General features: G+C 68.2%; 26 protein-coding genes and 1 tRNA gene. 11 read left to right on the forward strand and 16 right to left on the reverse strand.

Annotation, left to right across the window (positions count from 1 at the left end; genetic code table 11):
- Positions 1 to 277 precede the first annotated feature (277 nt).
- A complete protein-coding gene (gene secA, locus AUL34_RS04155; protein ID WP_061931520.1) occupies positions 278 to 3,010 on the forward strand; it encodes a preprotein translocase subunit SecA in 2,733 nt (910 codons plus the stop codon).
- Positions 3,011 to 3,099: 89 nt separating this feature from the next.
- Here the strand turns inward: secA and AUL34_RS04160 are convergent, their stop codons facing one another.
- The 4 genes from AUL34_RS04160 to AUL34_RS04175 form a co-directional block, all read right to left on the reverse strand.
- Positions 3,100 to 4,134, reverse strand: coding sequence for a murein L,D-transpeptidase family protein (locus tag AUL34_RS04160; protein ID WP_156420777.1), 1,035 nt, complete (start codon positions 4,132 to 4,134; stop codon positions 3,100 to 3,102).
- Positions 4,135 to 4,380: 246 nt separating this feature from the next.
- A complete protein-coding gene (locus AUL34_RS04165) occupies positions 4,381 to 5,340 on the reverse strand; it encodes an acetyl-CoA carboxylase carboxyltransferase subunit alpha (RefSeq protein ID WP_061931524.1) in 960 nt (319 codons plus the stop codon).
- Positions 5,341 to 5,484: 144 nt separating this feature from the next.
- The gene (locus AUL34_RS04170; RefSeq protein ID WP_061931526.1) at positions 5,485 to 6,441 is read right to left on the reverse strand and encodes a site-specific tyrosine recombinase XerD; all 957 of its coding nucleotides are present in this window, start codon (positions 6,439 to 6,441) and stop codon (positions 5,485 to 5,487) included.
- The gene (locus tag AUL34_RS04175; protein ID WP_061931528.1) at positions 6,438 to 6,620 is read right to left on the reverse strand and encodes a hypothetical protein; all 183 of its coding nucleotides are present in this window, start codon (positions 6,618 to 6,620) and stop codon (positions 6,438 to 6,440) included. The genes AUL34_RS04170 and AUL34_RS04175 overlap by 4 nt, the downstream gene beginning before the upstream one ends.
- A 199-nt stretch (positions 6,621 to 6,819) precedes the next feature.
- Here AUL34_RS04175 and AUL34_RS04180 point away from each other — a divergent pair, with 199 nt between their 5' ends.
- Positions 6,820 to 7,398 (forward strand): shikimate kinase, encoded by a 579-nt coding sequence (locus tag AUL34_RS04180; protein ID WP_061931531.1) that lies wholly within the window; start codon positions 6,820 to 6,822, stop codon positions 7,396 to 7,398.
- Between the two features lie 3 nt (positions 7,399 to 7,401).
- Positions 7,402 to 8,532, forward strand: a complete 1,131-nt coding sequence (aroB, locus tag AUL34_RS04185) for a 3-dehydroquinate synthase (RefSeq protein ID WP_061931533.1) — start codon at positions 7,402 to 7,404, stop codon at positions 8,530 to 8,532.
- Between the two features lie 100 nt (positions 8,533 to 8,632).
- On the opposite strand, the gene AUL34_RS04190 is transcribed toward aroB, so the two are convergent.
- Entirely contained in the window at positions 8,633 to 8,935 is a 303-nt protein-coding gene (locus AUL34_RS04190) for a BolA family transcriptional regulator (protein ID WP_061931535.1), read from the reverse strand.
- A 137-nt stretch (positions 8,936 to 9,072) separates the two neighbouring features.
- Here AUL34_RS04190 and AUL34_RS04195 point away from each other — a divergent pair, with 137 nt between their 5' ends.
- From AUL34_RS04195 to AUL34_RS04210, 5 genes are all read left to right on the forward strand, one after another.
- Complete coding sequence (locus AUL34_RS04195; RefSeq protein WP_061931537.1) at positions 9,073 to 9,699, forward strand: J domain-containing protein; 627 nt, start codon at positions 9,073 to 9,075, stop codon at positions 9,697 to 9,699.
- 94 nt (positions 9,700 to 9,793) lie between these two features.
- Positions 9,794 to 10,780, forward strand: coding sequence for a cobaltochelatase subunit CobS (cobS, locus tag AUL34_RS04200; protein ID WP_061931556.1), 987 nt, complete (start codon positions 9,794 to 9,796; stop codon positions 10,778 to 10,780).
- A 104-nt stretch (positions 10,781 to 10,884) separates the two neighbouring features.
- Positions 10,885 to 11,520: a hypothetical protein gene (locus AUL34_RS22145; RefSeq protein ID WP_156420778.1), complete on the forward strand. Its 636-nt coding sequence runs from the start codon at positions 10,885 to 10,887 to the stop codon at positions 11,518 to 11,520.
- Entirely contained in the window at positions 11,480 to 13,372 is a 1,893-nt protein-coding gene (cobT, locus tag AUL34_RS04205) for a cobaltochelatase subunit CobT (RefSeq protein ID WP_061931539.1), read from the forward strand. The genes AUL34_RS22145 and cobT overlap by 41 nt, the downstream gene beginning before the upstream one ends.
- Positions 13,373 to 13,374: 2 nt before the next feature.
- Positions 13,375 to 14,409 (forward strand): esterase-like activity of phytase family protein, encoded by a 1,035-nt coding sequence (locus tag AUL34_RS04210; protein ID WP_244492436.1) that lies wholly within the window; start codon positions 13,375 to 13,377, stop codon positions 14,407 to 14,409.
- A gap of 4 nt (positions 14,410 to 14,413) precedes the next feature.
- On the opposite strand, the gene AUL34_RS04215 is transcribed toward AUL34_RS04210, so the two are convergent.
- Together AUL34_RS04215 and rpmB are read right to left on the reverse strand one after the other, a co-directional pair.
- Complete coding sequence (locus AUL34_RS04215) at positions 14,414 to 15,106, reverse strand: queuosine precursor transporter (protein WP_061931560.1); 693 nt, start codon at positions 15,104 to 15,106, stop codon at positions 14,414 to 14,416.
- A gap of 117 nt (positions 15,107 to 15,223) precedes the next feature.
- On the reverse strand, positions 15,224 to 15,523 hold the full coding sequence (gene rpmB, locus AUL34_RS04220; protein ID WP_061931562.1) for a 50S ribosomal protein L28: 300 nt from the start codon (positions 15,521 to 15,523) through the stop codon (positions 15,224 to 15,226).
- A 239-nt stretch (positions 15,524 to 15,762) separates the two neighbouring features.
- Between rpmB and AUL34_RS04225 the strand changes: the two genes are divergently transcribed.
- A complete protein-coding gene (locus AUL34_RS04225) occupies positions 15,763 to 16,542 on the forward strand; it encodes a DUF3108 domain-containing protein (protein WP_061931541.1) in 780 nt (259 codons plus the stop codon).
- A gap of 4 nt (positions 16,543 to 16,546) precedes the next feature.
- On the opposite strand, the gene AUL34_RS04230 is transcribed toward AUL34_RS04225, so the two are convergent.
- Positions 16,547 to 16,849 (reverse strand): YggT family protein, encoded by a 303-nt coding sequence (locus AUL34_RS04230; RefSeq protein WP_061931542.1) that lies wholly within the window; start codon positions 16,847 to 16,849, stop codon positions 16,547 to 16,549.
- Between the two features lie 199 nt (positions 16,850 to 17,048).
- On the opposite strand from AUL34_RS04230, the gene AUL34_RS04235 reads away from it, so the two are divergent.
- Positions 17,049 to 17,124: transfer RNA gene (locus AUL34_RS04235), tRNA-Ala, on the forward strand.
- Between the two features lie 249 nt (positions 17,125 to 17,373).
- Here AUL34_RS04235 and AUL34_RS22150 read toward each other — a convergent pair.
- From AUL34_RS22150 to AUL34_RS04245, 3 genes are all read right to left on the reverse strand, one after another.
- A complete protein-coding gene (locus AUL34_RS22150; RefSeq protein ID WP_156420780.1) occupies positions 17,374 to 17,550 on the reverse strand; it encodes a hypothetical protein in 177 nt (58 codons plus the stop codon).
- Positions 17,547 to 18,224, reverse strand: coding sequence for a hypothetical protein (locus AUL34_RS04240; RefSeq protein WP_061931544.1), 678 nt, complete (start codon positions 18,222 to 18,224; stop codon positions 17,547 to 17,549). The genes AUL34_RS22150 and AUL34_RS04240 overlap by 4 nt, the downstream gene beginning before the upstream one ends.
- 225 nt (positions 18,225 to 18,449) lie before the next feature.
- Positions 18,450 to 19,172, reverse strand: coding sequence for a LuxR family transcriptional regulator (locus AUL34_RS04245; protein ID WP_061931546.1), 723 nt, complete (start codon positions 19,170 to 19,172; stop codon positions 18,450 to 18,452).
- 544 nt (positions 19,173 to 19,716) lie between these two features.
- Here AUL34_RS04245 and AUL34_RS04250 point away from each other — a divergent pair.
- Positions 19,717 to 20,985: an MFS transporter gene (locus tag AUL34_RS04250; protein ID WP_061931564.1), complete on the forward strand. Its 1,269-nt coding sequence runs from the start codon at positions 19,717 to 19,719 to the stop codon at positions 20,983 to 20,985.
- A 55-nt stretch (positions 20,986 to 21,040) separates the two neighbouring features.
- On the opposite strand, the gene sthA is transcribed toward AUL34_RS04250, so the two are convergent.
- The 5 genes from sthA to AUL34_RS22515 all read right to left on the reverse strand — a co-directional run.
- The gene (sthA, locus tag AUL34_RS04255; RefSeq protein ID WP_061931548.1) at positions 21,041 to 22,489 is read right to left on the reverse strand and encodes a Si-specific NAD(P)(+) transhydrogenase; all 1,449 of its coding nucleotides are present in this window, start codon (positions 22,487 to 22,489) and stop codon (positions 21,041 to 21,043) included.
- Positions 22,490 to 22,685: 196 nt separating this feature from the next.
- Complete coding sequence (locus AUL34_RS04260) at positions 22,686 to 23,432, reverse strand: glutamine amidotransferase (RefSeq protein ID WP_061931566.1); 747 nt, start codon at positions 23,430 to 23,432, stop codon at positions 22,686 to 22,688.
- Positions 23,433 to 23,458: 26 nt separating this feature from the next.
- On the reverse strand, positions 23,459 to 23,923 hold the full coding sequence (locus AUL34_RS04265; protein ID WP_061931550.1) for a TerB family tellurite resistance protein: 465 nt from the start codon (positions 23,921 to 23,923) through the stop codon (positions 23,459 to 23,461).
- Positions 23,924 to 23,969: 46 nt separating this feature from the next.
- A complete protein-coding gene (locus AUL34_RS04270; protein WP_082653148.1) occupies positions 23,970 to 25,391 on the reverse strand; it encodes a heme biosynthesis protein HemY in 1,422 nt (473 codons plus the stop codon).
- A 1-nt stretch (position 25,392) separates the two neighbouring features.
- The coding region (locus AUL34_RS22515) for a COG4223 family protein (RefSeq protein WP_370539021.1) at positions 25,393 to 26,148 on the reverse strand (756 nt) is incomplete at its 5' end.

Genomic DNA, 26,148 nt, shown 5'->3' on the forward strand with positions numbered 1-26,148 from the left:
AGGGGGGTGAACCGGGCCTTGAAGCCCGGCGGGGCGGATGCGCGTCGTAGCTCCCGCGCTTCGCAAAGAGCCGACTTTGCGGTGTTTTGAGGGCCAAATCCACGCGCGGGACGCGGCGTTGACTTCCTCCGGGGGCCCTCTTATCTCTCGGGCGTTCCCAAAGTCCAGCCGCCGCGTCCCGGAGCGCGGGCTTGCGGATCGGCGACGATCCCCGGCGGCGGACCCGCGAGGCGGTTCGCGCCTGCGACAATCTGGTTTTCCTGGAAGGACGTTTCGGATGGTGAGTTTCGGCGGTCTGGCCCGCAAGCTGCTGGGGTCCTCCAACTCGCGCCGGGTCCGCAAGTTCGAACCCACGGTCAAGGCGATCAACGCGCTGGAGGCCGAGCTTTCCGGGCTCACCGACGACCAGCTGCGCGCCCGCACCGACGAGTTCCGCGCCCAGCTGGCGTCCGGCACGACGGCGGACGACCTCCTGGTGCCGGCCTTCGCCACCGTGCGCGAGGCCTCCAAGCGGGCTCTCGGCCTTCGCCACTTCGACGTCCAGATGATCGGCGGCATGGTGCTGGCAGGCGGCGCGATCGCCGAGATGCGCACCGGCGAGGGCAAGACCCTGGTCGGCACCCTGCCGGTCTACCTGAAGGCGCTGGAAGGCAAGGGCGTCCACGTCGTCACCGTCAACGACTACCTCGCCACGCGCGACTCGGGACAGATGGGCCGGGTCTACAATTTCCTCGGCCTGTCGGTCGGCGTCATCGTCCACGGCATGTCGGACGAGGAGCGCCGTGCGGCCTACGCCTGCGACATCACCTACGCCACCAACAACGAGCTCGGCTTCGACTACCTCCGCGACAACATGAAGTACGAGCGCGACCAGATGGTCCAGCGCGGGCACTTCTACGCCCTCGTCGACGAGGTGGACTCGATCCTGATCGACGAGGCGCGCACGCCCCTCATCATCTCCGGCCCGCTCGACGACCGGTCCGACCTCTACCGCACGATCGACAGCTTCATCCCGCAGCTCAGCGAGGAAGACTACGAGGTCGACGAGAAGCAGCGCCAGGTCTCCTTCACCGAGGACGGCACGGAGAAGCTCGAGCGCATGCTCGAGGCGGCCGGCCACCTGCACGGCCCCTCGCTCTACGACATCGAGAACGTCACGATCGTCCACCACGTCAACAACGCGCTGAAGGCCCGCAAGCTCTTCCAGCGCGACAAGGACTACATCGTCCGGGGCGACGAGATCGTCATCATCGACGAGTTCACCGGCCGCATGATGCCGGGCCGCCGCTTCTCCGAAGGCCTGCACCAGGCGTTGGAGGCCAAGGAAGGCGTCACCGTCCAGCCCGAGAACCAGACGCTCGCCTCGATCACCTTCCAGAACTACTTCCGCATGTACAACCGCCTGGCCGGCATGACCGGCACGGCGGCGACGGAAGCCTCGGAATTTGCCGATATCTACGGGCTCGACGTGATCGAGATCCCGACCAACCTGCCGGTCCTGCGCCTCGACGAGGACGACGAGGTGTATCGGACGGCGGAAGAAAAGTTCCGCGCCATCGCCAAGGAGATCAAGGCGTCGGCCGAGCGGCGTCAGCCGATCCTCGTCGGCACGACGTCGATCGAGAAGTCCGAGATGCTGGCCGAGCGCCTGCGCGGCGAAGGCCTGAAGGACTTCCAGGTCCTCAACGCGCGCTACCATGAGCAGGAAGCCTACATCGTCGCACAGGCCGGCGTGCCCGGTGCGGTGACGATCGCCACCAACATGGCCGGCCGCGGCACCGACATCCAGCTCGGCGGCAATCTCGACATGCGCATCGAGCACGAGCTCGCCGAGGTGCCCGAAGGCCCCGAGCGCGAGGCTGCGATCGCGGCGATCAAGGCCGACATCCAGCGCCTCAAGGGCGAAGCGCTCGCCGCCGGCGGCCTCTACGTGCTCGCCACCGAGCGCCATGAGTCGCGCCGCATCGACAACCAGCTTCGCGGTCGCTCGGGTCGCCAGGGCGATCCCGGCCGCTCGAAGTTCTACCTGTCGCTCCAGGACGACCTGATGCGCATCTTCGGGTCCGAGCGCATGGACACGATGCTGACCCGCCTCGGGCTCAAGGAGGACGAGGCGATCGTCCATCCCTGGATCAACAAGGCCCTCGAGAAGGCGCAGAAGAAGGTCGAGGCGCGCAACTTCGACATCCGCAAGAACCTTCTGAAATACGACGACGTGATGAACGACCAGCGCAAGGTCATCTTCGAGCAGCGGCTCGAGCTGATGGACGCCGCCTCGCTCGCCGAGACCGTCGCCGACATGCGTCACGAGCTGATCGAGACGCTCGTCGCCAAGCGCATGCCGGAAAATGCCTATCCCGAGCAGTGGGAGACGGCGGAGCTGACGGAGGAGATCCGCGAGTTCCTCAACCTCGACCTGCCGATCGCCGCTTGGGCGGACGAGGAGGGGATCGACGATCAGGATGTCAAGAAGCGCATCTTCGAGGCCGTGGACCAGGCTGCGAGCGCCCGCGAGGAGCGGTTCGGCGGCGACATCATGCGCTACATCGAACGCTCCGTCGTGCTGCAGACGATCGACGCCCTGTGGCGCGAGCATCTCGTCAACCTCGACCACCTGCGCTCGGCGGTCGGCTTCCGCGGCTATGCCCAGCGCGATCCGCTGAACGAGTACAAGTCGGAAGCCTTCGAGCTCTTCCAGGTGATGCTGGACCAGTTGCGCGAGCGCGTGACGCAGCAGCTGATGCGCGTCGAGCTGGTGCGTCCCGAGACCGACGAGCCGGTGCTGCCGGAGATGCAGGCGCACCACATCGACGCCACCACCGGCGAGGACGAGTTCGGTCGGGGCGCCGCGCGCCTCACCGCCGACTTCAACCCGCCCGGCACCGATCCGCTGCAGCGCGATCCCGCGCGCCCCGAAACCTGGGGCGAGGTCTCGCGCAACGAGCCCTGCCCCTGCGGCTCGGGCAAGAAGTTCAAGCACTGCCACGGCGCCTACGCGCAGATCGCCTGAGGCGGGGCGAGCGTTGAATGTAAAAAGGGCCGGTCGCTGTGAGGCGACCGGCCCTTTTCCATGGAAGATCGTGCGAAGGCGGCCGGGGCTCAGTCGCCGCCGCCCGGCATGGCCGGCTTCTTCTGCAGGAGGTTCTTGAACATCGAGGATTTCGCCGTCTGGATCGGCTTGCCGTCCCGGTCGTAGCCCTGGCGGCGATGCTGCTCGGCGGCATAGGCCTCCGCCGAGATCGGCGTGCCGGTCTTGTAGGTCGAGGCGGTGGTGATGGCGAAGTCCTCGGGCGCCATGGTGGCGGCGATCTTCTTCTGCAGTTCCTCGTCGGCCATCTGCTTGGCCACCAGTTCGGCCGGCGTCTGGATCGCCGGGCAATGGCCTTCGGCGTCGAGCTTGCGGCCGTCCGTCAGGGTCTCGTCGAAGACGTAGCGCTTCTCGCAGACCGCGACCGCCACCGGCTTGTGGGTGAGATCGAAGCGGTCGGTGCCTTCCTTCAGCATCTTCCAGAAGGCGACATGCGGCGAGTTCTGGTGGCGCGCCATGTTCTGCGGCGTCATGCGGAAGGGCAGCGCCTGGATCTGGATCGCCTTCTGGCCGCCCTGGAAGGCGTGGTTGGCCAGCGAATAGAGTTCCTCCATCTGCCAGTTGTCCATGGCGTAGCAACCCGACGAGTTGCACGAGCCATGGATCATCAGATGGGTGCCCGACGCGTCGTTCGCGCGGTCGTAGGCGTTGGGATAGCCCATGTCGAAGGCGAGGTGGTAGTTCGAGGCGGGGTTCATGAGGCCGGGCGTCAGATGGTAGAAGCCCTCGGGCGCCTGCCGATCGCCCTCCTTGCGCTTGGGTCCGAGCTGGCCGGACCAGGCGCAGATCGGATAGGTCTTGAGGAGCGCGAAGGTGCCGTCGGTCTTCTGCTTCCAGACCTCGACCTCGGACTCCTCCTTGTAGAGGCGCACGAGAATAGGAGAGTTCTCGCCCATCTCCTTCGCCCGGATGACCTTGACGAGCGCCGGCGGCAGGGGCGCGTTGGGGCCGACGAGATCGGCGAACACGTCGTCCTGCTGGCAGGCCGACAAGGCCATGAGACCAAGCCCGAGCATGGCCATCGTCCCAAGACGTCGTGCCGTCATTCCGATCCCCACGATGCGGGCCGACCCTCAAGGGGTCCGCACCCTCCAACCGATCCATGCGCCCCCTGGGGTCCGCGGCATACGCGGCTCGGGGACATTACCCTCTTTTCGGACCGGGACGGTTACCGGAAGCTTAACGACCGGGTGGGAAACGTCCGAAAATTCCTTCCCCTCGGGAAGGCTCCATAGCGCGGATCGAAGACCGTTTGAAGGCGGAGGTCGCAGCCGCGGCGACGGTGGGCCCGCTCAGACCTTCAGATCGCGGCCGATCGCGAGGAATTTCTCGCGGCGCTGGCGCTTCAGCTCGTCGCCGGAGAGGGGCGAGAGTTCGGCGAGCGCCGCTTCGATCCGCTCGCCCGCCGTCTCGATCGCCCTTTCGCGTCCGCGATGGGCGCCGCCCAGCGGCTCGGACACGATCTCGTCGATGATGCCGAAGCCCTTGAGGTCCTGCGCGGTGATCTTCATCGCCTGCGCGACGTCCTTCGCCCGGCTGGAGTCCCGCCACAGGATGGAGGCGCCCGCCTCCGGCGAGATCACCGAATAGATCGCGTGCTCCATCATCAGGACGCGGTTGGCCGCCGCGATCGCGATCGCTCCGCCCGATCCCCCCTCGCCGATGATGAGCGAGACCAGCGGCACGGTGAGGCCGAGGCAGACCTGCGTCGAGCGGGCGATGGCTTCCGCCTGGCCGCGTTCTTCCGCGCCGATGCCGGGATAGGCGCCGGCCGTGTCGACCAGCGTCACCACGGGCAGCGCGAAGCGCTCGGCCATCTCCATGATGCGCACGGCCTTGCGGTAGCCTTCCGGCCGGGCCATGCCGAAATTGTGCTTGAGGCGCGTCTGAGTATCCGAGCCCTTCTCCTGGCCGATCACGGCCACGGGCTGCCCCTTGAAGCGTCCGAAGCCCGCGATGATCGCGTGATCCTCGGCGAAGTACCGGTCGCCGGCCAGCGGCGTGAAGTCGGTCACGAGGGTCGAGAGGTAGTCGACGCAGTGCGGCCGGTCGGGATGACGGGCGACCTGCGTCTTCTGCCAGGGCGTCAGTTTGCGGTAGAGATCGGCCAGCGCGTCGGCGGAGCGTGTCTCCAGGCGCTGGATGTCCTCCGAAACGTCGATCCGCCCCTCGGCATCGCCGATCTTCTTCAGTTCGATGATCTGGCTGTCGAGATCAGCGACGGGCTTTTCGAAGTCGAGATAGTTGTGCATTCAGCCGGGCCTTGCGCCGTCCTGGGACGGTTCGGCTGCGACCCCTCGCGCCCGCCGGCCGAAACGGCCGACCGGCTGGCTCGGCCGCACGCCGAACCATGGGGTTCGCGTCGGCGCGCAAACTGGCGATCCGCCATCCGAATGTCAAGAAAGGCCGGTGTCCCGGTCCTCGGCAAGGCTGGATAGCGGGTGATGGTCGGTCACCAGCGCCAGGAGCCGCTCCTCGAGGACATGGGTGTAGATCTGGGTCGTGCCGATGTCGGCATGGCCGAGGAGTTCCTGCACCACGCGCAGGTCCGCGCCGTTCTGGAGGAGGTGGCTGGCGAACGCGTGACGCAGGACATGGGGGCTGACGCGGGACGGCGCGATCCCCGCGCGGACGCTGAGGTCCTTCAGATCGCGCGCGAAGGCCTGGCGCGTCATGTGCCCGCTGTCCGACAGGGCGGGAAAGAGCCACGTCTCGCTCGATCCCGGCAGGTCCTTCAGCGAGAGCGCGAACGCGTCCATCGCATCGCGCGCCCGCTCGCCGATCGGCACCAGCCGCTCCTTGTTGCCTTTGCCGCGTACCACGATCAGCCGGCCGCGCGAGCGCAGGACCGCGCGCGGCAGGGAGACGAGCTCCGAGACGCGCAGACCCGTGGCATAGAGGATCTCGACGAGAGCGTGCATCCGGCGGGCCCGCGCCAGCGCTGCCCCATGCAGCTCGGGATTGCCGGCAGAGGCCTCGGCCTCGCCGATCAGCCGGTCCACCTCGTCTTCCGAGAGGATCTTGGGGATCGACCGCTCCTTGCGCGAGCCCTCGATCGGCGAGGTCGGATCGTCCGGACGCCGCCCCTCCGCATACAGGAACTTGAAGAACTGGCGCAGCGAGGACAGGCGCCGTTGCCGCGAGGAAGCGGCGAACCCCTGCGTATCGAGGCCCGCCATGTAGGCGCGCAGGGCGTCCGTCGTCGCCTCCGACAGGGACGTGCCGCCGGCCTTCAGCGCCGCGCGGGCGTGGTCGAGATCGCGGCCATAGGCGGCGAGCGTGTTCGCGGAAGCGCCGCGCTCCACCGCCATCATTTCGAAGAACGCGTCGAGATGGGCCGCGTCGCGCGTCATGGCGCGACGCCCGTCTGGGTGTTGGGCGCGACGGGCGCCGGCTGGAGGGCGGGGATCGGCACCTTCACCGTGACCGGCACGGGCTGCGGCTCCACGAAGGCCACCAGCGCCGCCATCACCGCATAGACCGCGCCGACGAGAAGCGCGAGGAAGGTCAGAAGACGCGTCAGGGTGGGCATCGGGCGGCACGGCTTTCGACGATGAGGCGGGGCGGACACTAGAGGCTGCGGTCGGCCAGGGACAGTGCCCGCGCGCCCCATTGCCGGGCGAACAAGGCGGGGCCGAGGCGAACGGGTCGATCGCCGCTTGCTTGACGGCCCTGGGCTTTTCTGGTCTCACCCAGGGCGAACCAGCCTTTCGTTCCTGACCCTTGAGCCGATGATCGAGACCGCCGGGACGCTGCCCGTCCCCTCCTCGCAGAGCCCTCTCGCCGCTCGACGGCCGGTGGTGCTCGTGGGACTGATGGGCGCGGGAAAGACCACGGTCGGGCGCAAGCTCGCCCAGATGCTGGACCTGCCCTTCGTCGACACCGACCACGAGATCGAGGATGCCTCGCGCATGACGATCTCGGACCTCTTCGCCAGCTATGGCGAGGCCGAGTTCCGGGCGCTGGAGGCGCGGGTGGTCGCCCGGCTCCTCGACGACGGGCCGCGGGTGATCGCGACCGGGGGCGGCGCCTACATGAACGAGGGCACCCGCAAGCTTCTCGCCGAGCGCTCCGTGACGGTGTGGCTGAAGGCCGAGCTCGACGTCCTGATGGAGCGCGTCTCCAAGAAGCCGACGCGCCCGCTCCTGCAGACGCCCGATCCGCGCGCGACCTTGAAGGCGCTCATGGACCAGCGCTATCCCGTCTATGCGCTTGCCGATCTCCACGTCCAGACGCGCAACGTGCGCCGCGAGGCGGTGGCGCGCGAGATCCTCGACCTCCTGGAACGCCATCCCCTCTTCAAGGTCTGAGGCATGAGCCAGACACCTGTCGCCGCCCCCGTCCGCGTCCGTGTGGACCTCGGGCCCCGCAGCTACGACATCCTGATCGGGCCCGGGCTTCTCGGCGAAGCCGGACGGCATCTCGCCGCCGCGCTGCCGGGCGCACGCGCGCTGGTGGTCTCGGACGAGACGGTGGCGGGTCTCCACGCCGATCGGCTCCTTGCCGCGCTTTCCGAAGCCGGCATCGCGGCTTCGCTTCTGACGCTGCCGCCCGGCGAGACGACCAAGTCCTTCGACCATCTGATCGCCGTGGTGGACCGCATCCTCGCCGAACGGCTTGAGCGGGGCGATGCGGTCGTGGCGTTCGGCGGCGGGGTGATCGGCGACCTGTCGGGGTTTGCCGCGGGCATCGCGCGGCGCGGCATGCATCTGATCCAGGTACCGACCTCGCTCCTGGCGCAGGTGGATAGCTCGGTCGGCGGCAAGACCGGCATCAATTCGCCCTGCGGCAAGAACCTCGTCGGCGTGTTCCACCAGCCCGCGCTGGTGCTGGCCGACACCGACGTCCTCGATACCTTGTCGGAGCGCGAGTTCCGCGCTGGCTACGCCGAGGTGGTGAAGTACGGCCTGATCGACCGGCCGGACTTCTTCGAGTGGCTGGAGCGCAACCGGGCCGCGATCTTCGCGGGCGGTGCGGCGCGGGTCGAGGCGGTGGCGCAGAGTTGCCGGGCGAAGGCCGCCGTGGTGGCCGGCGACGAGCGCGAGGACGGCGACCGCGCCCTCCTCAACCTCGGCCACACGTTCGGCCACGCGCTCGAATCGGTCGCCCGCTACGATCCCGCCCGGCTCGTGCATGGCGAAGGCGTCTCGATCGGCATGGCGCTGGCGCACCGCTTCTCGGTGCGGCTTGGCCTCTGTCCCGGCCAGGATGCCGGGCGCGCCGAGGCGCACCTGAGAGCGGCGGGCCTGCCGACCCGCATCCAGGAGATTCCCGGAGACGGATTCACGCTGGACGCCCTGATGGACAGGATCGCGCAGGACAAGAAGGTCTCGCGCGGCGCCCTCACCTTCATCCTGACGCGCGGGCTCGGCCAGGCGTTCGTCGCCCGCGACGTGTCCCCCGACGCCTTGCGGGACTTCCTTCTGGACGAGCTCCGGGCCTGAGGCCGGCCGAGGCGACTGCCGGCGCGCCCTTTTGACGCGACGAGATCGACATCAGGGCGCCGCCGGGCGCCGGTTTCCCGGATCCCTGCGGCGCGGCCGATCAGAAGCGCGTGGGCTCGCCCGGCGCGGCGGCCTCGATGGCGAGCGCGTGGACGCCACCGTCCAGCTCTGCGGCAAGGAGCGCGTTGATGGCGCGGTGCCGTTCCAGGCGGCTGCGGCCGGCAAAGGCCGCCGACACGATGCGCACGCGAAAATGCGTCTCGCCGGTTCCGTCGAAGGCCCCGTGATGGCCGCTGCCCTCGTGGTGATGCCCGGCGTGGAGATGGCTCTCGTTCACCACCTCCAGCCGCTCGGGCGCCAACCCTCGCGTCAGCTTCGCCTCGATCTCGGCTGTCTTGGTCATGATGTCGCCTCGCCGGTCTGTGAACCCGTTCGGCCCCGCGCCGAACCACGGCGCGTCGCCGGCTTTCGGTTTTGGTCGGGTTTTCCGTTCTGTCAATTCTTGTTCGCACGGGGGCCGGCCCCCATAATCGCGGTCTGATGAAGCTCGACTCCAAATATTTCGACAAGATCCGGGTTCGCCCGGCCCGCTCCGGGCCGGAACCCGAGCGCGCGCCGGTCTGCATGTGGGAGGGTTGCGAGGAGCCGGGGTCGCACAAGGCCCCGCGCGGACGCGACCACGAGGGCCAGTACCTCCACTTCTGCGTCGACCACGTGCGCGTCTACAACAAGTCCTACAACTACTTCTCGGGGCTCGGCGACGACGACATCCAGAAGTACCTCAAGGATTCGCTCACCGGCCACCGGCCGACCTGGACGATGGGCTCCAACAATTCCGGCGGGGCGAAGGTCTCGCCGACGCCCTCGACCAAGCCGAGCGGGCGCCCGCGCCGCTTTAACGGTGGGCGTCCGCGCGACAGCTTCAACCTGTTCGGCGACGGCGAGGCGGCTGCGGCCCCGCGCCGCAAGGCGAGGACGCTGGAGATCAAGGCGCTGACCACGCTCGGCCTCGCCGAGAACGCCAATGGCGAGGCGATCCGCGTGCGCTACAAGGCTCTCGTCAAGCAGTATCACCCGGACGCCAACGGCGGCGACCGCAGTTCGGAGGACCGGCTTCGCGAGGTCATCCAGTCCTACAAGCTTTTGAAGGCGTCGGGCTTCTGTTAAGGCCTGACGTCGGCCCTGTTCGACGCACGCCGACCGGCGACGCGCCATGCGAGATGACGGCCTGCCGAGACGCGGCAGCGCCCCTGGAGGTATGATGAGTGCAGCGGAACTGGAAGTGGCGAACCTTCCCGACGCCATGGTCTCCGTCCGCGAAACCTTCGGTTTCGACAGCGACCTGAAGGTCCCGGCCTTCTCCAAAGCCGATCCCCACGTCCCCGAGATCGACCCGGACTACCTGTTCGACCGGCAGACGACGCTGGCGATCCTGGCGGGCTTCGCCAAGAACCGCCGCGTCATGGTGTCGGGCTACCACGGTACCGGCAAGTCGACCCATATCGAGCAGGTCGCCGCCCGGCTCAACTGGCCCTGCGTTCGCATCAACCTCGACAGCCACGTCTCCCGCATCGATCTCGTCGGCAAGGACGCGATCACCGTCCGGGACGGGATGCAGGTCACCGAGTTCCGCGACGGCGTCCTGCCCTGGGCCTACCAGAACAACGTCGCGCTCGTCTTCGACGAGTACGACGCCGGCCGGCCGGACGTGATGTTCGTGATCCAGCGGGTTCTGGAATCGTCGGGCCGCCTGACGCTCCTCGACCAGGCGCGCGTCATCCGCCCGCACCCGGCCTTCCGTCTCTTCGCCACCGCCAACACGGTGGGCCTCGGCGACACGACGGGCCTCTATCACGGCACGCAGCAGATCAACCAGGCGCAGATGGACCGCTGGTCCATCGTCACCACGCTGAACTACCTGCCGCACGACAACGAGGTCGGCATCGTCCAGGCCAAGGCCAAGCACTTCCAGACGAAGGAAGGTCGCACGCAGATCTCCAAGATGGTCAGGGTCGCCGACCTCACGCGCTCGGCCTTCGTCAACGGCGACCTGTCGACGGTGATGAGCCCGCGCACGGTGATCACCTGGGCCGAGAACGCCGAGATCTTCGGCGACATCGGCTTCGCGTTCCGCCTGACCTTCCTCAACAAGTGCGACGACCTCGAGCGCCCGCTGGTCGCCGAGTTCTACCAGCGCGCCTTCGGCGAGGACCTGCCGGAGGCGGCGTCGAATCTCGTCCTCGACTGATGGAAACTTTAAAAGGCGTTTTTTTCACGGTCCTTGGCGTTATTCTTTCGACGTTATTCAGCGCATACTTACAATCATCGTCTCAGCCGAGACTATCTTATGCTGTGGAAGCAGTAAGTTTTCCAATTCCAGAGGTTGAGGGTTTTCCCTATCGCGACATCAGAGCAAATCAAACTACATTCACCTTTTCGACACCTACCTTCATTCAAATTTCTGTAGAGAACGCAGGAAATCGTCGCTCAGGCCAGATAGAATTGCGAGCGCAAAATGTAAGAGTTGCGTTCCTTTGCCCTGATGGAAACTGCTACAGGCCAAAAATTGTTGAGCCAACAGACTCCTACTACACGTTTGGGGAACTATTTCCCTCATCTAACTTAAAAATCTATGTAATAATTGATGGTAATTATTTTCCTTCCTTTAATGATATAATTCTTACTGAAAGCGGTTCGTCAATAGACAGGAGACTGGTTCCAGCATCTTTGCAAGATCCATTCGGTTTCATTGAGTTTACATCTGCAAATCCGTTTGTTACATTTATATTATTATCATTCATCTTACTTATGCTTCTCGTTGGGGTTTATGCGTTAACTGTACAATTACTAGCTGAGAAGTACGATACCGTTTTCTCTCAGTTCTACGATGAGAAAGTATTGCGGGAACGACTTGATCGATTGAAACGGATTAAGGGCGGGGACTTAAGTGAGCAACACCAAGAGCCCGCGGCAGATCAAGACAGTTGACCGCGAGCCGTTCCGCCGCGCGGTGGCCGGCTGCATGCGCGCCATCGCCGGGGACGGGGAACTCGAGATCTCCTATGGCAACGAGCGGCCGGGGCTGACGGGAAACCGCGCCCGCCTGCCCGAACTGCCCAAGCGCGCCGGCGCGAGCGACGTCTCGGTGGTGCGCGGCCTCTCGGACGCCATGGCGCTGCGCAAGGCGCGCCACGACGCGCGCGTCCATGCCACGCTCTCGCCTGACGGGCGCGGTGCGCGCGCCGTGTTCGACGCGCTCGAGCAGGCGCGCTGCGAGGCGATCGGCGCCAACGCCATGCCGGGCGTCGCCGACAACCTCGCGGCGATGCTGGAGGACAAGTACCACCGCTCCAACCTCGCTGATGTCACCGACCGGGCCGAGGCGCCGCTGGAGGACGCCCTGGCGCTTCTGGTGCGCGAGAAGCTCACGGGCCGCCCCGTGCCGCCGAGCGCGCAGGCGCTGGTCGACGTCTGGCGCGACTGGATCGAGGACAAGGCGGGGCCGAAGTTCGAGCGGCTCGGGGCAACGGTCGAGGACCAGCGCCTCTTCGCGCGCGCCATCCGCGACATGCTCGTCTCCATGGAGATGGCCGAGGAACTCGCCGACGACCAGCAGTCCGAGGACGAGGAATCGCCCGAGGAGGCCGGCGACAACCAGAGCCGCGACAACGAGGAGAGCGGCGCGGAGAAGGACGCCGGGCAGGACGAGGCCGAGCCCGAGCAATCGGAGGGCGAAGCCGAATCGACTGACATGTCGGAGTCCGAGACCTCCGAGGTCACCGCCGAGGAGCAATCCGACGAAGAGGAACCCGATTCCGAGACCCCGGGCGATTCGCGTCGGCCGAACCAGGCGATGCCGCGCGATCTCGGCGACACGGACTACCGCGTCTTCGACGAGAGCTTCGACGAGACGATCGGCGCGGAGGAACTGTGCGACGAGGCGGAGCTCGACCGCCTGCGCGCCTTCCTCGACAAGCAGCTCGTGTCGCTGCAGGGCGCGGTCGGGCGCCTCGCCAACCGCCTGCAGCGCCGCCTGATGGCGCAGCAGAACCGCGCCTGGGACTTCGACCTCGAAGAGGGTTATCTCGACACCGCACGCCTGACGCGGCTCGTCACCGACCCGATGCAGCCGCTCTCCTTCAAGATGGAGCGCGACACCCAGTTCCGCGACACGATCGTCACCCTCCTCATCGACAACTCCGGCTCGATGCGCGGCCGGCCGATCACGGTGGCCGCCACCTGCGCCGACATCCTGGCGAGGACGCTCGAGCGCTGCGGCGTCAAGGTCGAGGTGCTCGGCTTCACGACCAGAGCCTGGAAGGGCGGCCAGTCGCGCGAGGCCTGGCTGAAGGCCGGCAAGCCGCAGCGGCCGGGACGGCTCAACGACATCCGCCACATCATCTACAAATCGGCCGACGCACCCTGGCGCCGCGCCCGTCGCAATCTCGGCCTGATGATGCGCGAGGGCCTCCTGAAGGAGAACATCGACGGCGAGGCGCTGATCTGGGCGCACAACCGGCTGCTCGGCCGCCCCGAGCAGCGCCGCATCCTGATGATGATCTCGGACGGCGCGCCGGTCGATGATTCGACCCTCTCGGTGAACCCCGGCAACTACCTCGAGCGGCACCTGCGCGCGGTGATCGAGGAGATCGAGACGCGCTCGCCGGTGGAACTGCTCGCCATCGGCATCGGCCACGACGTGACGCGCTACTATCGCCGCGCCGTGACGATCTCCGATGCCGAGGAACTCGCCGGGGCGATGACCGAGCAGTTGGCCGCCCTCTTCGCCGACGAGGGGGAGATGCCCGTCCGCCTGCGTCGCGCCGCCGGCCGGCGCTGACGGTGCCCTTGCGTCTGGCCGCGGTCGGCCGCTGGGGGCTCGTTGCCGCGCTTCTCGTCGCCGGGGCGACGCTGAGCCCCGCCCCGCGCGCCCTGTCGGCGGAGACGCAGGTCCGCGCGCAGCCGATCGCGCGCTTCGCCATCGGGCGCGACACGGTGCGCTTCGGCGCGCTCGACTATGTCGGCGGCTTTTCCTACAGCTCGTCCGACCGGCGCCTCAAGGGCGTCTCCTCCATCCGAATGCGGCCGGAGGGTGCCGGCTTCCTGGCGCTCACCGATACCGGGTTCTGGTTCGCCGGCACGATCCGCCGCGACGCGGACGGACGACCCGTCGGCATCGCGGATGCGCGCATCGCCCCCATGCTCAACCCGGCCGGGCGCACCATGCCGAACAAGGGCCAGGCCGATGCCGAAGGGCTGGCGATCTCGGGCGACGAAGCGCTGGTCAGCTTCGAGCGCGACCACCGCATCGAAGCCTTTTCTCCCGCCTGGGCGCCGTTCGAAGCCAGGGGTCGGCGCGTTCCCCTGCCGATCCCGCGCGGCGAGCTGCGCGGCAACGGGGGAATCGAGACGATCGCCGCGTCACCGAAGGATTCGCCGCTCGGCGGGGCCGTCGTGATCGTGGCCGAGAGGTCGATCGACGACGCCGGCAATCTCCTGGCGGCGATCCTCGGGCGCGGGCCGTTCACCGTGAGGCGCGACGAGGTTTGGGCCGTGACCGACGGCACGTTCCTACCCGACGGCGATCTCCTGCTCCTGGAGCGTCGGTTCGAGGGGTTCGGGCGTGTCGGCATGCGCATTCGCCGCATCGACGGCGCGTCCATACGCCCCGGCGCTCTGGTCGACGGGCCGGTCCTGATGGAGGCCGATCTCGGCGAGGAGATCGACAACATGGAGGGGCTGGACGCCTGGCAGGGCAGCGACGGCCAGATCTACCTGTCGCTCGTCTCCGACGACAACGGCTCCTTTATCCAGCGCAACCTCTACCTCGAGTTCCGCCTCGCCGAGGACCGGCAGGCGACCGCCGGCGAGCGTTGAACCGTCAAGCCGCCGCCGCCGGGGCCTCGCGATAGGGCAGGAAGGCGTTGACGACGACGCGGTAGGGCACGAGGCCGAAGACCGCGATCACGAGCTTCACCCCGAAGTCGCCGAGCGCCCAAGACACCCAGCGCGGCGCATCCAGCGCCAGCAGCCCGAAGAGCGGCGCCGATTCCAGCGCGAAGGGCTCGTTCGGACCGAGAACCAGGAAGACCGGCGCGAAGGCCACCGAGAAGAACACGAGCGTGTCGAGGATGGTGCCGAGGATGCCGCTCGCGAGCGGCGCCTTCCACCAGGACAGGCGGCGCAGGCGGTTGAACACCAGGATGTCGAGAAGCTGCGCGACGAGAAAGGCCGTACCGCTGGCAAGCGCGATGCGCAGGAGCCGTCCCGCTTCCGTCTCGAACGGCGTGAGGCCGAGCTTGTGGAGGATCGGCGGCAGCAGGATCGAACTCGCGACGGCGGCCGCGAACCCGAGATACACGACGCGCCGCGCCACGGCCGGGCCGAAGAGACGATTGTTCACGTCCGTGACGATGAAGGCGAAGGGATAGACGAAGGCGCCCCAGGTGAGGAGGTCGGCCAGCGACAGGGGCCCGAGCGTGCCCTGGACGGGGAACTGAACGGCGATGTTGGAGGCGAGGACGATGATCGTCATGGCGATCACCGGCAGGACGGTGCGGCGGGACAGGGTCACGGCGGGGCGTTCCATTTTTTTAGGCTGGGGTATGGCACCAGCGTCGGGTCGGGTGTTGACGCAAGAACGCCGCCCGGAGGGGCGGCGTTCTCAAGAATTCGAGCGGGTCGAAACGCCTCAGGCGGCTTCGGCGACCATGGCGGTCTTCTTGGCGATCTGACGCTTCAGAAGGCGGGCCTTCTGCGACAGGTCGTGCTCGGCGGCCTTGGCGAGGAAGGCGTCGAGGCCACCGCGGTGCTCGACCGAGCGCAGCGCATGGGCCGAGATGCGAAGACGGAAGCGCTGGCCGAGCGCGTCGGAGATCAGCGTCACCTGGCACAGGTTCGGCAGAAAGCGACGGCGGGTCTTGTTGTTGGCGTGGCTGACGTTGTTGCCGGTCTGGACGGCCTTGCCGGTCAGTTCGCAAGCGCGTGACATGGGATCACCTTTCAAACGTTCGATACGGCCTTCCGGGGCGCGCCGCCACCGGAACGGCAGCGCGATCATCGACCCCATGGCATGATCGGAAAATCGACTGCCCCTATAGTTGCCGGCGGCGGCGACGTCAAGCCGCAGGATCGCCGGAGACGGCCCCGGGCTTGATCCCGCCGCCTTTGCTCCGCAAGACCGGGGGACGCGCCCCGCCGTGCCGCAAAGCCTTGCCCGGAGACTGCCCCATGCTTCGCGCCGCCCCCAGCCTCCTTTTGCTTGCGCTTCTGGCCGGTGCCGCGCCGGCCGGCGCCGACACGCGCCCTGTCCGGACGAACTACACGATCTCGTTGATCGGGCTGCCCGTCGGTCGCGCCGAGTTCCAGACCACGATCGACGGATCCCGGTTCGTCGTCTCCGGCACGCTGGCGTCGGCGGGGCTTGCCGAACTCGTCTCCTCGACGCGAGGCACGAGTTCGGTGTCGGGACGCATCGCCGGCCGCCGGCTCCTCGCCGACCGCTACGCGCTCGCCTACACGAGCGACGGAAAGTCGTGGGCGAGCGACCTCGCCTTGCGGGCGGGCAGCGTGGTTTCGGCCAAGGTCGCGCCGCCCGCGCGAACACCGGCCCCCGCCGACTTCGTGCCGGTGCGCCGAGCGCAGCTGACGGGCGTCGTCGATCCGCTCAGCGGGCTGATGATCAAGCCTGGAGCGCCACAGGATCTTTGCCGCCGCACGCTCAACATCTACGACGGCTGGAGCCGCATCGACCTGCCGCTGGAGCCCGCTGGCACCGAATCGTTCCGAACGGACGGGTTCGAGGGGGAGGCGACGGTCTGCACCACGACGGTTCGACCGGTGAGCGGCTACCGCACCTCGTCCAACGGGCTGAAGTTTCTCAAAGGCAGGACGATCAGGCTCTGGTTCGCCGAGATTGGCGACACCGGCATCTATGCGCCGGTGCGCGTTCGCATTCCGACCGAGGTCGGCCCGCTGACGCTGACCGCCTCGACCTTCGCCAAGCCGTGAGACGTCAGATGCCGGCGCGGTAGGCCGCCGGGATGACGTAGATGTAGATGATCTGCTGCAGGAAGAAGATGAGGAGCAGCACCACCAGCGGCGACAGGTCGAGCCCGCCGAAGTTCGGCAGGATGCGCCGGATCGGCCGATAGAGCGGCTCGGTCATCCGGTACAGGAAATCGCCGATCACCGACACGAACTGGTTGCGCGGATTGACGATGTTGAAGGCGAAGAGCCAGGACAGGATCGCCGACGCGATGATGATCCACCACAGGATGTTGAGGATCAGAAGGACGACTTGGATGACGGCGAGCATGTCGGTCGGCGGCCTTTCGGTTGGGGCACTCTAGCCAGCGGAAGCGTGGCGCGAGGCTCGCACGACGAAATGGGGATTTCCCTAACGAATGCCAGTTTCCCATCGCCGCATACGGCTTCGTGATGCCGGCGCCGCCGGGTCCCGACATGGCGCTTGACAGGTCCCGCGCCGCTATCCTAAATGCCGCCGACTGGTGGACGGGGCTGTAGCTCAGTTGGGAGAGCGCGTCGTTCGCAATGACGAGGTCAGCGGTTCGATCCCGCTCAGCTCCACCATTCCTCGCTTATCGGCACATGGTTTTCGCGGCGGTTCGATCGCCCCGCAATCGCCGTCGCTCGCGACCTGATCCGTCATCTCGTATTCCGAGACATGCGCCGTGCGGTGGGCGAACGCCGTCGCGACGCAGGCATTCGATGCTTGCGCAAGCGGGGATCGGATCCTTCGTCTGTCCTGCCCGCGCGCGACGCAACGCCTGGCAGGGCTTGGCTCCCACCCGTCGCCGGCTGAAACGTGCTACCCTCCCGTCAGTTGAGAACGCGCAGGAGCTTCTCGATCCGGTCGGACACGGCAGTGCCGAGCCGCTCGGCTTCCGGCACGTTGAGGATCACCGCCTCCCGTGCGACATACTCGCAAAGACGCGCGAGGGCCTCGAGGTTCTCCCGCACTTCGCTGTCGACGATGTTGCAGTTCCCGTCGGTCATCTCGCGCCTTTCAGTGGTGGATAGTGGCCGGCCCGATTCGCGGGCACGGACAGAAACGGCTTTCGCGGACCGACGTGGACGATCTGGCTAGCAGCGATGCCGGTTGCGGCGCGCACCGTCGTCAGATTCCGTTCGGACACCCTCATGTAGGCGGCGAGCTTGGAGCGTCCGTCGATCCTCTCCGGCAAGCCGAGAACCTCGACGTCCCAACCGAAGTCCGCCCATCGCGTGAGCCAGTAAGCGTCCTGCAAGCCACCGACCCAGCGAATCCCTTCATCGACGCAATATTCCATCACGGCGCAACACATGGCACTTGTCACACTGTCGTGACTGCCCTCGTACGCCGACGGGATCAGGAACAGCCGCGCCCAGTACGCCCAACGCTCTTGGTCGAAACCCATGCGATCGTCTTGCGATCGCGAGCCGCCTTGACTTTGAAACGAGAAGCCCGCGCACGGCCTCAGACGCGTGGCGGATACGAACCGGCCATGCCGGTATCCGAGAAGGTGGACCGTACCGGTCGGCTGGAGCGGCCCCGCCCGCCGCTCGCCGACACGATGGGCGGAGCGGTTCACCGTTTCGGCAGGCAACCCGGAACGTGCGCGCGCGTACTCGTCCAGGCGATCGGCAAACAGATGGCGGTTCGCCGACGTGACGACCTGGACCTCGAGCATGTCCCTCTCCGTTGAACAGCGTGGATGCTACGCGGAGCGGACGGTTCTTCGAATACCTGTATTCAGGTAGGCGGATGCCGGGAGCGGTTTGGAACGAGGCCGACGGGGAGAGCGGTGTCCACGGACCGCCATCGACAGCCAGCGGTGTCCCGGACAGGGCGCACCTCGTTGCGACCCCGTCGCCCACTGGGCAATCGCGATGGCGAGGGCCCGGCCGGAACCGCTTCAGATCCGGATCTCTCCGCTGCGCATGGCTTCCGCGACGGCCTGCGCGATGGTCGCCACCTCCATCTTCGTGCGCACGTTTCGCAGATGCGTCTGCACGGTCAGGGTGGACAGTCCGAGAATGTCGCCGATGTCCTCGGCGTTCTTGCCGGCCGCGATCCATGTCAGGCACTCGGCTTCCCGCGACGTCAGCACTCGCTCCGGCGACGGCACCTCGCCGAGGATCTGACGCACGCGGTTCACCGCGTAGATGCTCATCAAGTGCACCGCCGAGCGAGACCTCTCCGGCAGTTCGAGAGCGTCGGGCGATGCGAAGGAGACCGCGGCCTGCCAGTGCCGCGATGAGAACATCGGCACCACGAAACCATCCGCCATTTTGAAGTCGGACGCCTCGTTCATCACCTGCTGCGCGATCGGCTGGCGCATCAGGAGCGGGGGCACCTCCCGCCAGGCGAACGGCTCCGTGGTGCGCAGAGCCCATTGCCCGACGCCGTCGCGGTGAAAGAAGTTCTGCTCGGAGTATCGCTCGAACCAGCCATCCGGCCAGGAATTCATCAGGACGAGCGGCGACAGCGGCTGGTTCGGCATCGGCAGGCCGGTGACGAGGAAGTGGTCGAGACCGACCTTGGCAACCTCGCGCTGCAGATCCGCCAGGACCGAATCGACGCGGCTCAAGCCTTTCAAGCGATCGATGAACTCGAAGGCTGCGACGTCGATACGCATTCGATGAACGCTCAGATTGATGGATTCGGGGCCGGCTCTACTGAAGCGTGCGGCCGTCGTTCGTCAAGATGTCGGCGATGAACCGCGGAGGTCACGGTTCGGCGAGCGTCCGACGGCGCCTTGGCGGGCACCGAGTTCTGCCGCCCGCCATGCGCGTGGCGGGGCGGCGCGGTCAGGGGAAAGGACTCGATGTCGACGCCGTCTGCAGGCCGGATCGGCAGCAGTTCGCGGCGCCCCGGGAACCTCCAGCGCCGGCCACGCTTCGGACCGCTTGACTTGGCGACGGTCTCCGTGAGCTTGTGCGCCCCGCGACCCATCGCATGCCTTCGATCCGCGCCCGAGCCGCCCCACGCAAGCGGGGTCGCGGCAGGGGACGTCGGAGGGCGACGGACGATGGACCGATGAGCCGCCCGCATCCGCAGGCATTTCGATACGGCCATGGACGACGGCGGACGACGGGGTGGCGGCGCTCGATCGCGGCTTCCCCCGTCCCGAGCGGCCACTGGCAGACAAGCGGGCCGGTCTCTCGGCCCCGGGCGACGCCATGACCGACGATCCACGCAACCTGGAACGCGAACCCGCCGTGGAGGCGCCCGCCGAGGACCGGTTCGCGGCGTTCCGCAACACGCGTTTCCTGCGCTACTGGCTGGCGCGGTTCCTCGCTGCCTTCGCGGTGCAGGTCGTGGCGGTCTCGGTCGGCTGGCAGATCTACGACCTGACACGCGATCCGCTCGATCTCGGCCTCATCGGCCTGTCGCAGTTCCTGCCGGCGCTGCTCCTCGTCTTCGTCACCGGCACGGTGGCCGACCGCTATTCGCGCCGCCACATCATGGCGCTGGCCATTCTCGTCGAGGCGGCGGGCGCGGGCGTCCTCCTCGCCCTCACCTACGCGGGTCTCGTCTCGCCGGCTCCGGTCTTCGCCGTCCTCGTCCTCTTCGGGGTGGCACGCGCCTTCTTCGGGCCCGCGGCCTCCTCGCTCGTGGTCAACCTCGTATCGAAGGACGAACTCGCCAACGCCATCGCCTGGAACTCGTCCTCGTGGCAGATCGCCTCGATCGTCGGACCGGTGGCAGGGGGCCTTCTCTACGGCGTGTCCTCGCACCTCTCCTACTCGGTCGCGCTCGCGCTCTTCGTGGCGGCCGGCATCCTCATCCTGTCGGTGCCCGCTCCGGCGCAACGGGCCAGCCGCGAGCCGGCGAGCCTGTCGACGGTGCTGGCCGGCTTTCGCTACATCTGGCGCGAGAAGGTGGTGCTCGGTGCCGTGTCGCTGGACCTCTTCGCGGTGCTGCTCGGCGGCGCCGTGGCGCTGATGCCGGTGTTCGCGCGCGACATCCTCCAAGTCGACGAGTTCGGGCTCGGGCTCCTGCGCGCAGCCCCCGGCGTCGGCGCGCTTCTCACCGCGATCTGGCTCGCCGCCCATCCGGTCAAGGACCATGCGGGCCTCGTGATGTTCGCCTTCGTCGCCCTGTTCGGGGGCTTCACGATGTTGTTCGGCCTGTCGACCTCGCCCTGGCTGTCGATCGCCGCACTCATGCTGATGGGGGCGGCCGACATGATCTCCGTCTATATCCGGGAGATCCTGCTCCAGCTCTGGACGCCCGACGACGTGCGCGGCCGGGTGAATGCCGTCAACAGCATCTTCGTCGGGGCGTCCAACGAACTCGGCGAGTTCCGTGCCGGCGTCATGGCGTCGGTCGTCGGCGCGGTGCCGGCCACCGTGATCGGCGGCGCCTGCACGGTGGCGATCGCCGGCCTCTGGGCCTGGGCCTTCCCGCAGCTGCGGCGGGCGAGGAGCCTGGCTGCACGCGAATAGCGCAGGGAAGGTCCTCCGCCCGGCGGCCCAGGCGGATGGTTTGCCGGAGGCGACCCTACTCGAGCGCCTCGCCCGCGCCTTCGGGCGGCGCCACGGGCACGGCGCCCGGCAGCGGCGCGAAGGCGCGGTTCCAGGCGTCCAGCGAGGCGATCTTGTAGGCCTCGGCGAGCGTCGGGTAGTTGAACGTGTTCTCCATGAAGTAGTCGATCGTGCCCTTGAGGTTCAGCACCGCCTGGCCGATGTGGATCAGCTCGGTCGCCCCCTCGCCCACGATGTGCACGCCGAGCAGGCGGCGCGTCTTCTTGGAGAAGATCATCTTCATCATGCCGCTCTGCAGGCCCATGATGTGGCCGCGCGAGGTCTCGCGGAAGCGGGCGATGCCGCACTCGTAAGCGATGCCGCGCTTGCGCACGTCCTCCTCGCTCATGCCCACGGTCGAGATCTCCGGCACCGAATAGATCCCGTAGGGAAAGAACTCCGGCGACGGGGGCGTCGCGACGCCGAAGGCGTGGCAGGCGGCGATGCGTCCCTGTTCCATGGAGGTGGAGGCAAGGCTCGGGAAGCCGATGACGTCGCCGGCCGCATAGATGTGGGGAACCGCCGTCTGCAGCGTCTTCGGGTCCACCGTGATGCGGCCGCGATGGTCGCTCGACAGGCCGGCGGCGGCAAGGTTCAGCCCGTCGGTCGCGCCCATCCGCCCGGCGGCGAAGAGGAGCACGTCGCCGGTGACGTCGCGGCCCGTGGCCAGCCGGCAGACGGGGCGCCCGGCACCGTCGAACTCGATCTTCGTCACCTCGGCGCCGAGCCGCAGCGCGACGTTGCGGTCCCGCAGGTCGTGGACGAACTCCTCCATCAGCTCCTTGTCGACGAAGTCGAGGAAGGTCGGGCGCGGTTCGATCAGCGTCACCTGGACTTCCAGCGCGGAGAAGATCGTGGCGTATTCGACGCCGATGACGCCCGCGCCGATCACGATCAGCGAGCGCGGAAGCTTCGGCACCTCGACGATCTCGTCGGAATCGAAGACGTTGGTGCCGTTGAAGGGAACGTAGTCCGGCCGGAACGGGCGCGTGCCGACCGCGATCAGGATCGTGTCGCCCCGCAGCGTGCGCACCTCGCCGGAGGCGAGCTCGACGTCGATCTCGTGGGCCGAGCGGAAGGACGCCCGGCCATGGACGATCTTCACGCCGTTGCGGGCGAACTGGTGGTCGAGCACGTCGACCTCGTGCTCCAGCGTCTTCACCATGCGCGCCTGGATGTCGGCGCTGGTGATGTCCTCCTTGACGCGGTAGGCGCGGCCGTAGAAGCCGCGCTCGCGCCAGCCGGACAGGTTCAGCACCGTCTCGCGCATGGTCTTGGAGGGGATGGTGCCGGTGTGCACGGACACGCCGCCGACGCGCGCTTGGGCTTCCACCACGATCACCTGGCGCCCGAGCTTGGCGGCCTGGATGGCGGCCCTCCGGCCCGAGGGTCCGCTGCCGATCACGATCATGTCGTAGCGCTGCATGTGATGTCCCGTTCGCGTCCAGAGCATGTCCAGGCGGAGCGGGCGCGCCTTGCCTGGCAATGCGCAACTTCATAGAGCCGGAGCATGTCCCGCGGATGTGGATCCGACGGGCGCGCTCCTGACCTGCGCCGGCGCCGGAGGCCGGCCGCCTCATGCTGCATAGCCGCAGGAGCTTTCGCGAGGCGAGCCTCGTCCGTCAGGACGCGTCGAGGCGCCGACCGAAGACGAGAGCCAGGAAGTCACCCAGCCATTGCTTGACCGGCGCATCGAAGATGGCGCGGCCGGTGAAGTGCTCGCGACGGCTCTGCGCGCCGGGGAGCGACAGGCGGGCATGGCCGCGCGTCGTCCACCGATGCATCATGGCGAGCGTCAGCTCGGCATGGAACTGGATACCGTAGGCGTTGTCCCCGTAGCGCATGGCCTGGTTCGGGAACCGTTCGCCGGTTGCCAGCAGCGTCGCGCCGGCCGGCAGGGTGAAGCCCTCGCGGTGCCACTGGTAGACCATGGGCGGCCACGAGCCCATCAGATCTCGCCCTTCCGGCGTCACGCGTAGAGGATAGTAGCCGACCTCGACAAGACCCTCGGCATGGGGCGCGACCGTGCCGCCGAGGTGCTTGGACAACATCTGGGCGCCGAGGCAGATGCCGAGAAACGGTCGGTTCTCGCGCAGCGGTACGTTCAGCCAGTCGATCTCCTGGCGAAGGTGCGGATCGGGGTCGTTGGCGCTCGGTGGGCCGCCGAACAGGATCGCGCCGCGATGCGCCTCGAGCGTTTGGGGCAGGCGCTCGCCGAGAACCGGTCGCCGCACGTCGAGCGCGACGCCGGCCGCTTCCAGCACCTGGCCGACGCGGCCGGGGGTCGAGGTTTCCTGATGCAGGACGACGAGGACCGGGCGCGGATCGTCCAGGCCCTCGAGGCGGAAGCGCGGGGGTTCGTGCGGCACCGGGGGAACGCCGGCGGGCGCAAGGCTCACGCCTCGACGCTCCCGGTCCCCTGCATCGCCTCGTGCTTGCCGCGCATACGATCGCGCGTCGAGACGCCGAGAAGTTCGGCGACGCGCCACACCACGTTGTCTTCCAGCTCGTGGACCGTGCCGTCCGCAAGAGCGACGCGCCAGAGCAGCTCGACGAACCGCACGCGCTGCGCCTCGTCGAGATGCCGCATCAGGACGCTGGTGAAGCGGTAGAGGTCCACCGCCTCCGCATCGGCCGCCTCGCCCGCGGCCTCGACCCGGCGGGCGGCGTCGAGGCTGAGCCCGTATTCCTCCGCAAGAACGCTGCGAAGGGTCTCGACCTCGAGGGCGGACGCCGCCCCGTCCGCCTCCGCCACATGAAACAGAAGCGCTGCGGCCGCGACCGGCACGTCGTCGGCATCGCGCTGGCCGGCGGGAACGCCGGACAACGTGGCGAGAAAATCCTTCAGCGCTTCGAGCATGGTGAGCGTCCGGTTCGGTCCAGGCGAGCGGAAAGGCGGCAGGCGGTCAGGAACCGGCCGGCGAGGACGTGACCTCGCCCAAGGCCGGACGGGAGGCCTCGACCGACGTGGCCGGGCTTCGCGGATAGTGGTCGGCGATGGCGCGGATCGAGCCGGGCTCCGACAGCGTCGCCACCTGCGGCGTCGCGGGCGGCGACACCCAGCGGAACGCGTCGAGCCGCCCGGTCACGGGCGAAACCGGTGCCCAGTCGCGGTTGGTCGCGCCGTCCGCCGTCCAGATCGGGTCCTTCGGGGCATGGAGGGCCCGGCCCATCCACTGGCGCACCAGAGCCTCGTTGCCCGATTCGGCGTCTTCGATATCGGCGAGGAGGAGATAGGTGGATTCGCGCGGCTCGGCCTCGGCTGCCGCCACCGCCTCGGCGCGGGCGGTCGCGAAGTCACGGGCATCGAGCGCCGCGTGGGCGACCGCAAGGCGCGACTCGACATGGCCGGGATGCAGGGCGGCGAGCGCGCGCGCCCGGCGCAGGCGCTCCTCCACGCCGTCGCCGGAGCGCGCATGGATATAGAGCGCGGCGATCTCGGGATGGGGCGCGACCTTCCATGAGGCCTCGAGCGCCTTCGTCGCCGCCCGACCATCGCCGAGGCGGATGGCGGCGCGACCGGCGATGGCGGCGGCCGGCACGAGGTCGGGCGCGAGCTTCTGCGCCTCGCGCGCCAGCGTGCGGGCTCCCGCCGGATCGGCGTCGGCCAGCGTCTGCGCCTTGCCGGCGAGGAGCACGGCGCGCAGGCGACGGCTTTCGGCCTTGTCGATCAGGCGCGAATCGCGTTGCGCTTCCAGGATCGCCAGCGCCCCGTCGAAGTCGCCTTGCGCGGCCTTGAGGTCGAGCACGGCGCCGCCGGCCCAGCCGACATGGGGCGCGATGCGGACCGCGCGCTCGGCGTAGTTGCGCGCAGCGCTCCGGTCGCCGAGGCGCTCGGCCTCCAGATACAGCCCGCGCAGGCCGACGAGCCGGGTCTCGGGCTGCGCCTCCAGTTCCTCGAAGATGGCGCGGGCCCGGGTGTTGTCGCCCTCGATCAGCGCGGTCTGCGCATCGAGGAAGCGCAGCATCGGCTCGGAGCGGCCCGGCAGGAGCTTGGCGGCCTGGCTCGTCATGCGGCGGGCCGTCACCGCGTCGCCCGCGCCGACCGCGATGATGCCGGCGGACAAGGCCCGGTAGCCCTTGTCGCGGCGACGCGTCGAGAAGAAGCGCGACACGCGGTCGGGCGCCTTGAAGAAGCCGCGCACCAGCCAGAACAGGAGAATCACCGCGACCACGAGCGCGATCTGCAGCACTACGAAGACGGTGAAGCTCGTGCCGACCTCCTGGCCTTGCCAGATCAGCGACACGGTTCCGGGATGGTCGGCGAGCCAGGCGAAGCCGAGACCGGCGGCCAGGACCACGAGGAAGAAGGCGAGAACAGCCAGCATGTCAGCCCTGCGAGGAGGCGCCGACGGCGCGGTTGATCGTGTCCTGGATAAGGCGGTCGGCCTCGACGCGCGCCCGCACGTCGCGGGCGAACGCGTCCGAAGCGGTCTTGGCCGCATCGGGCAGCTTGTCCCATTCGGCGAGCCAGGCGGCATAGTCGCCGGCCGAAACGGCGGCGTCCATGCGGGCGACGGCGGCTTCCGGCCCGGGTGCATCGGGGGTGACGCTCGTTCCGGCCGGGCGCACCTGGACCAGCGAGCGCAGGCCCGACAGGACCTGCGTGCCGACGTCCTCGTTGGAGACGGCCGGGCGCACGGCGGCGAGGATCGCCGTTTCGGCGTCCGGCCAACGGCCGGCAAGCGCCGACGCGGTGGGCACGCCGGAGGCCGCGAAGTCGCGCAAGGGCGCGACGGCCTCGGCGCCCCCGGACGCCTGCGCGAAGCTCTCCAGCTCCGACATGAAGGGGGTGCCGCGATCGATGGCGGATTTCAGTCCGGCCGCCGACAGGGCGACGGCCGCACGCTTGTTGGCCTCCTCGATGGCCGACAGGCGCTGCGCGAACCCGTCGATCGCCGAGCGCGTCTCGTTCGCGGCGGTCTGCGCGTTCTGGGCCGCCTGCTGGGCGGCGGAAACGCCCCCGCGCGCCTCGTCCGCCGCGCTTTGAGCGGCGCTGGCCGTGTCGCGCGCGGCGGTCGCGGCCGTCTCGGCCCGCGCGGCCGTGTCGCGCGCGGCGGTGGCGGCTTCCGTTGCGGCCGCGGC

It is taken from the genome of Aureimonas sp. AU22, assembly GCF_001463745.1.
Lineage (GTDB): Bacteria > Pseudomonadota > Alphaproteobacteria > Rhizobiales > Rhizobiaceae > Aureimonas.

What these genes read in the sequence shown, in the direction of transcription:
- secA (WP_061931520.1), top strand. Translation starts at nt 278, where the DNA reads ATGGTGAGTTTCGGCGGTCTGGCCCGCAAGCTGCTGGGGTCCTCCAAC.
- AUL34_RS04160 (WP_156420777.1), bottom strand. Translation starts at nt 4,134, where the DNA reads ATGACGGCACGACGTCTTGGGACGATGGCCATGCTCGGGCTTGGTCTC.
- AUL34_RS04165 (WP_061931524.1), bottom strand. Translation starts at nt 5,340, where the DNA reads ATGCACAACTATCTCGACTTCGAAAAGCCCGTCGCTGATCTCGACAGC.
- AUL34_RS04170 (WP_061931526.1), bottom strand. Translation starts at nt 6,441, where the DNA reads ATGACGCGCGACGCGGCCCATCTCGACGCGTTCTTCGAAATGATGGCG.
- AUL34_RS04175 (WP_061931528.1), bottom strand. Translation starts at nt 6,620, where the DNA reads ATGCCCACCCTGACGCGTCTTCTGACCTTCCTCGCGCTTCTCGTCGGC.
- AUL34_RS04180 (WP_061931531.1), top strand. Translation starts at nt 6,820, where the DNA reads ATGATCGAGACCGCCGGGACGCTGCCCGTCCCCTCCTCGCAGAGCCCT.
- aroB (WP_061931533.1), top strand. Translation starts at nt 7,402, where the DNA reads ATGAGCCAGACACCTGTCGCCGCCCCCGTCCGCGTCCGTGTGGACCTC.
- AUL34_RS04190 (WP_061931535.1), bottom strand. Translation starts at nt 8,935, where the DNA reads ATGACCAAGACAGCCGAGATCGAGGCGAAGCTGACGCGAGGGTTGGCG.
- AUL34_RS04195 (WP_061931537.1), top strand. Translation starts at nt 9,073, where the DNA reads ATGAAGCTCGACTCCAAATATTTCGACAAGATCCGGGTTCGCCCGGCC.
- cobS (WP_061931556.1), top strand. Translation starts at nt 9,794, where the DNA reads ATGAGTGCAGCGGAACTGGAAGTGGCGAACCTTCCCGACGCCATGGTC.
- rpmB (WP_061931562.1), bottom strand. Translation starts at nt 15,523, where the DNA reads ATGTCACGCGCTTGCGAACTGACCGGCAAGGCCGTCCAGACCGGCAAC.
- AUL34_RS04225 (WP_061931541.1), top strand. Translation starts at nt 15,763, where the DNA reads ATGCTTCGCGCCGCCCCCAGCCTCCTTTTGCTTGCGCTTCTGGCCGGT.
- AUL34_RS04230 (WP_061931542.1), bottom strand. Translation starts at nt 16,849, where the DNA reads ATGCTCGCCGTCATCCAAGTCGTCCTTCTGATCCTCAACATCCTGTGG.
- AUL34_RS22150 (WP_156420780.1), bottom strand. Translation starts at nt 17,550, where the DNA reads ATGACCGACGGGAACTGCAACATCGTCGACAGCGAAGTGCGGGAGAAC.
- AUL34_RS04240 (WP_061931544.1), bottom strand. Translation starts at nt 18,224, where the DNA reads ATGCTCGAGGTCCAGGTCGTCACGTCGGCGAACCGCCATCTGTTTGCC.
- AUL34_RS04245 (WP_061931546.1), bottom strand. Translation starts at nt 19,172, where the DNA reads ATGCGTATCGACGTCGCAGCCTTCGAGTTCATCGATCGCTTGAAAGGC.
- AUL34_RS04250 (WP_061931564.1), top strand. Translation starts at nt 19,717, where the DNA reads ATGACCGACGATCCACGCAACCTGGAACGCGAACCCGCCGTGGAGGCG.
- sthA (WP_061931548.1), bottom strand. Translation starts at nt 22,489, where the DNA reads ATGCAGCGCTACGACATGATCGTGATCGGCAGCGGACCCTCGGGCCGG.
- AUL34_RS04265 (WP_061931550.1), bottom strand. Translation starts at nt 23,923, where the DNA reads ATGCTCGAAGCGCTGAAGGATTTTCTCGCCACGTTGTCCGGCGTTCCC.
- AUL34_RS04270 (WP_082653148.1), bottom strand. Translation starts at nt 25,391, where the DNA reads ATGCTGGCTGTTCTCGCCTTCTTCCTCGTGGTCCTGGCCGCCGGTCTC.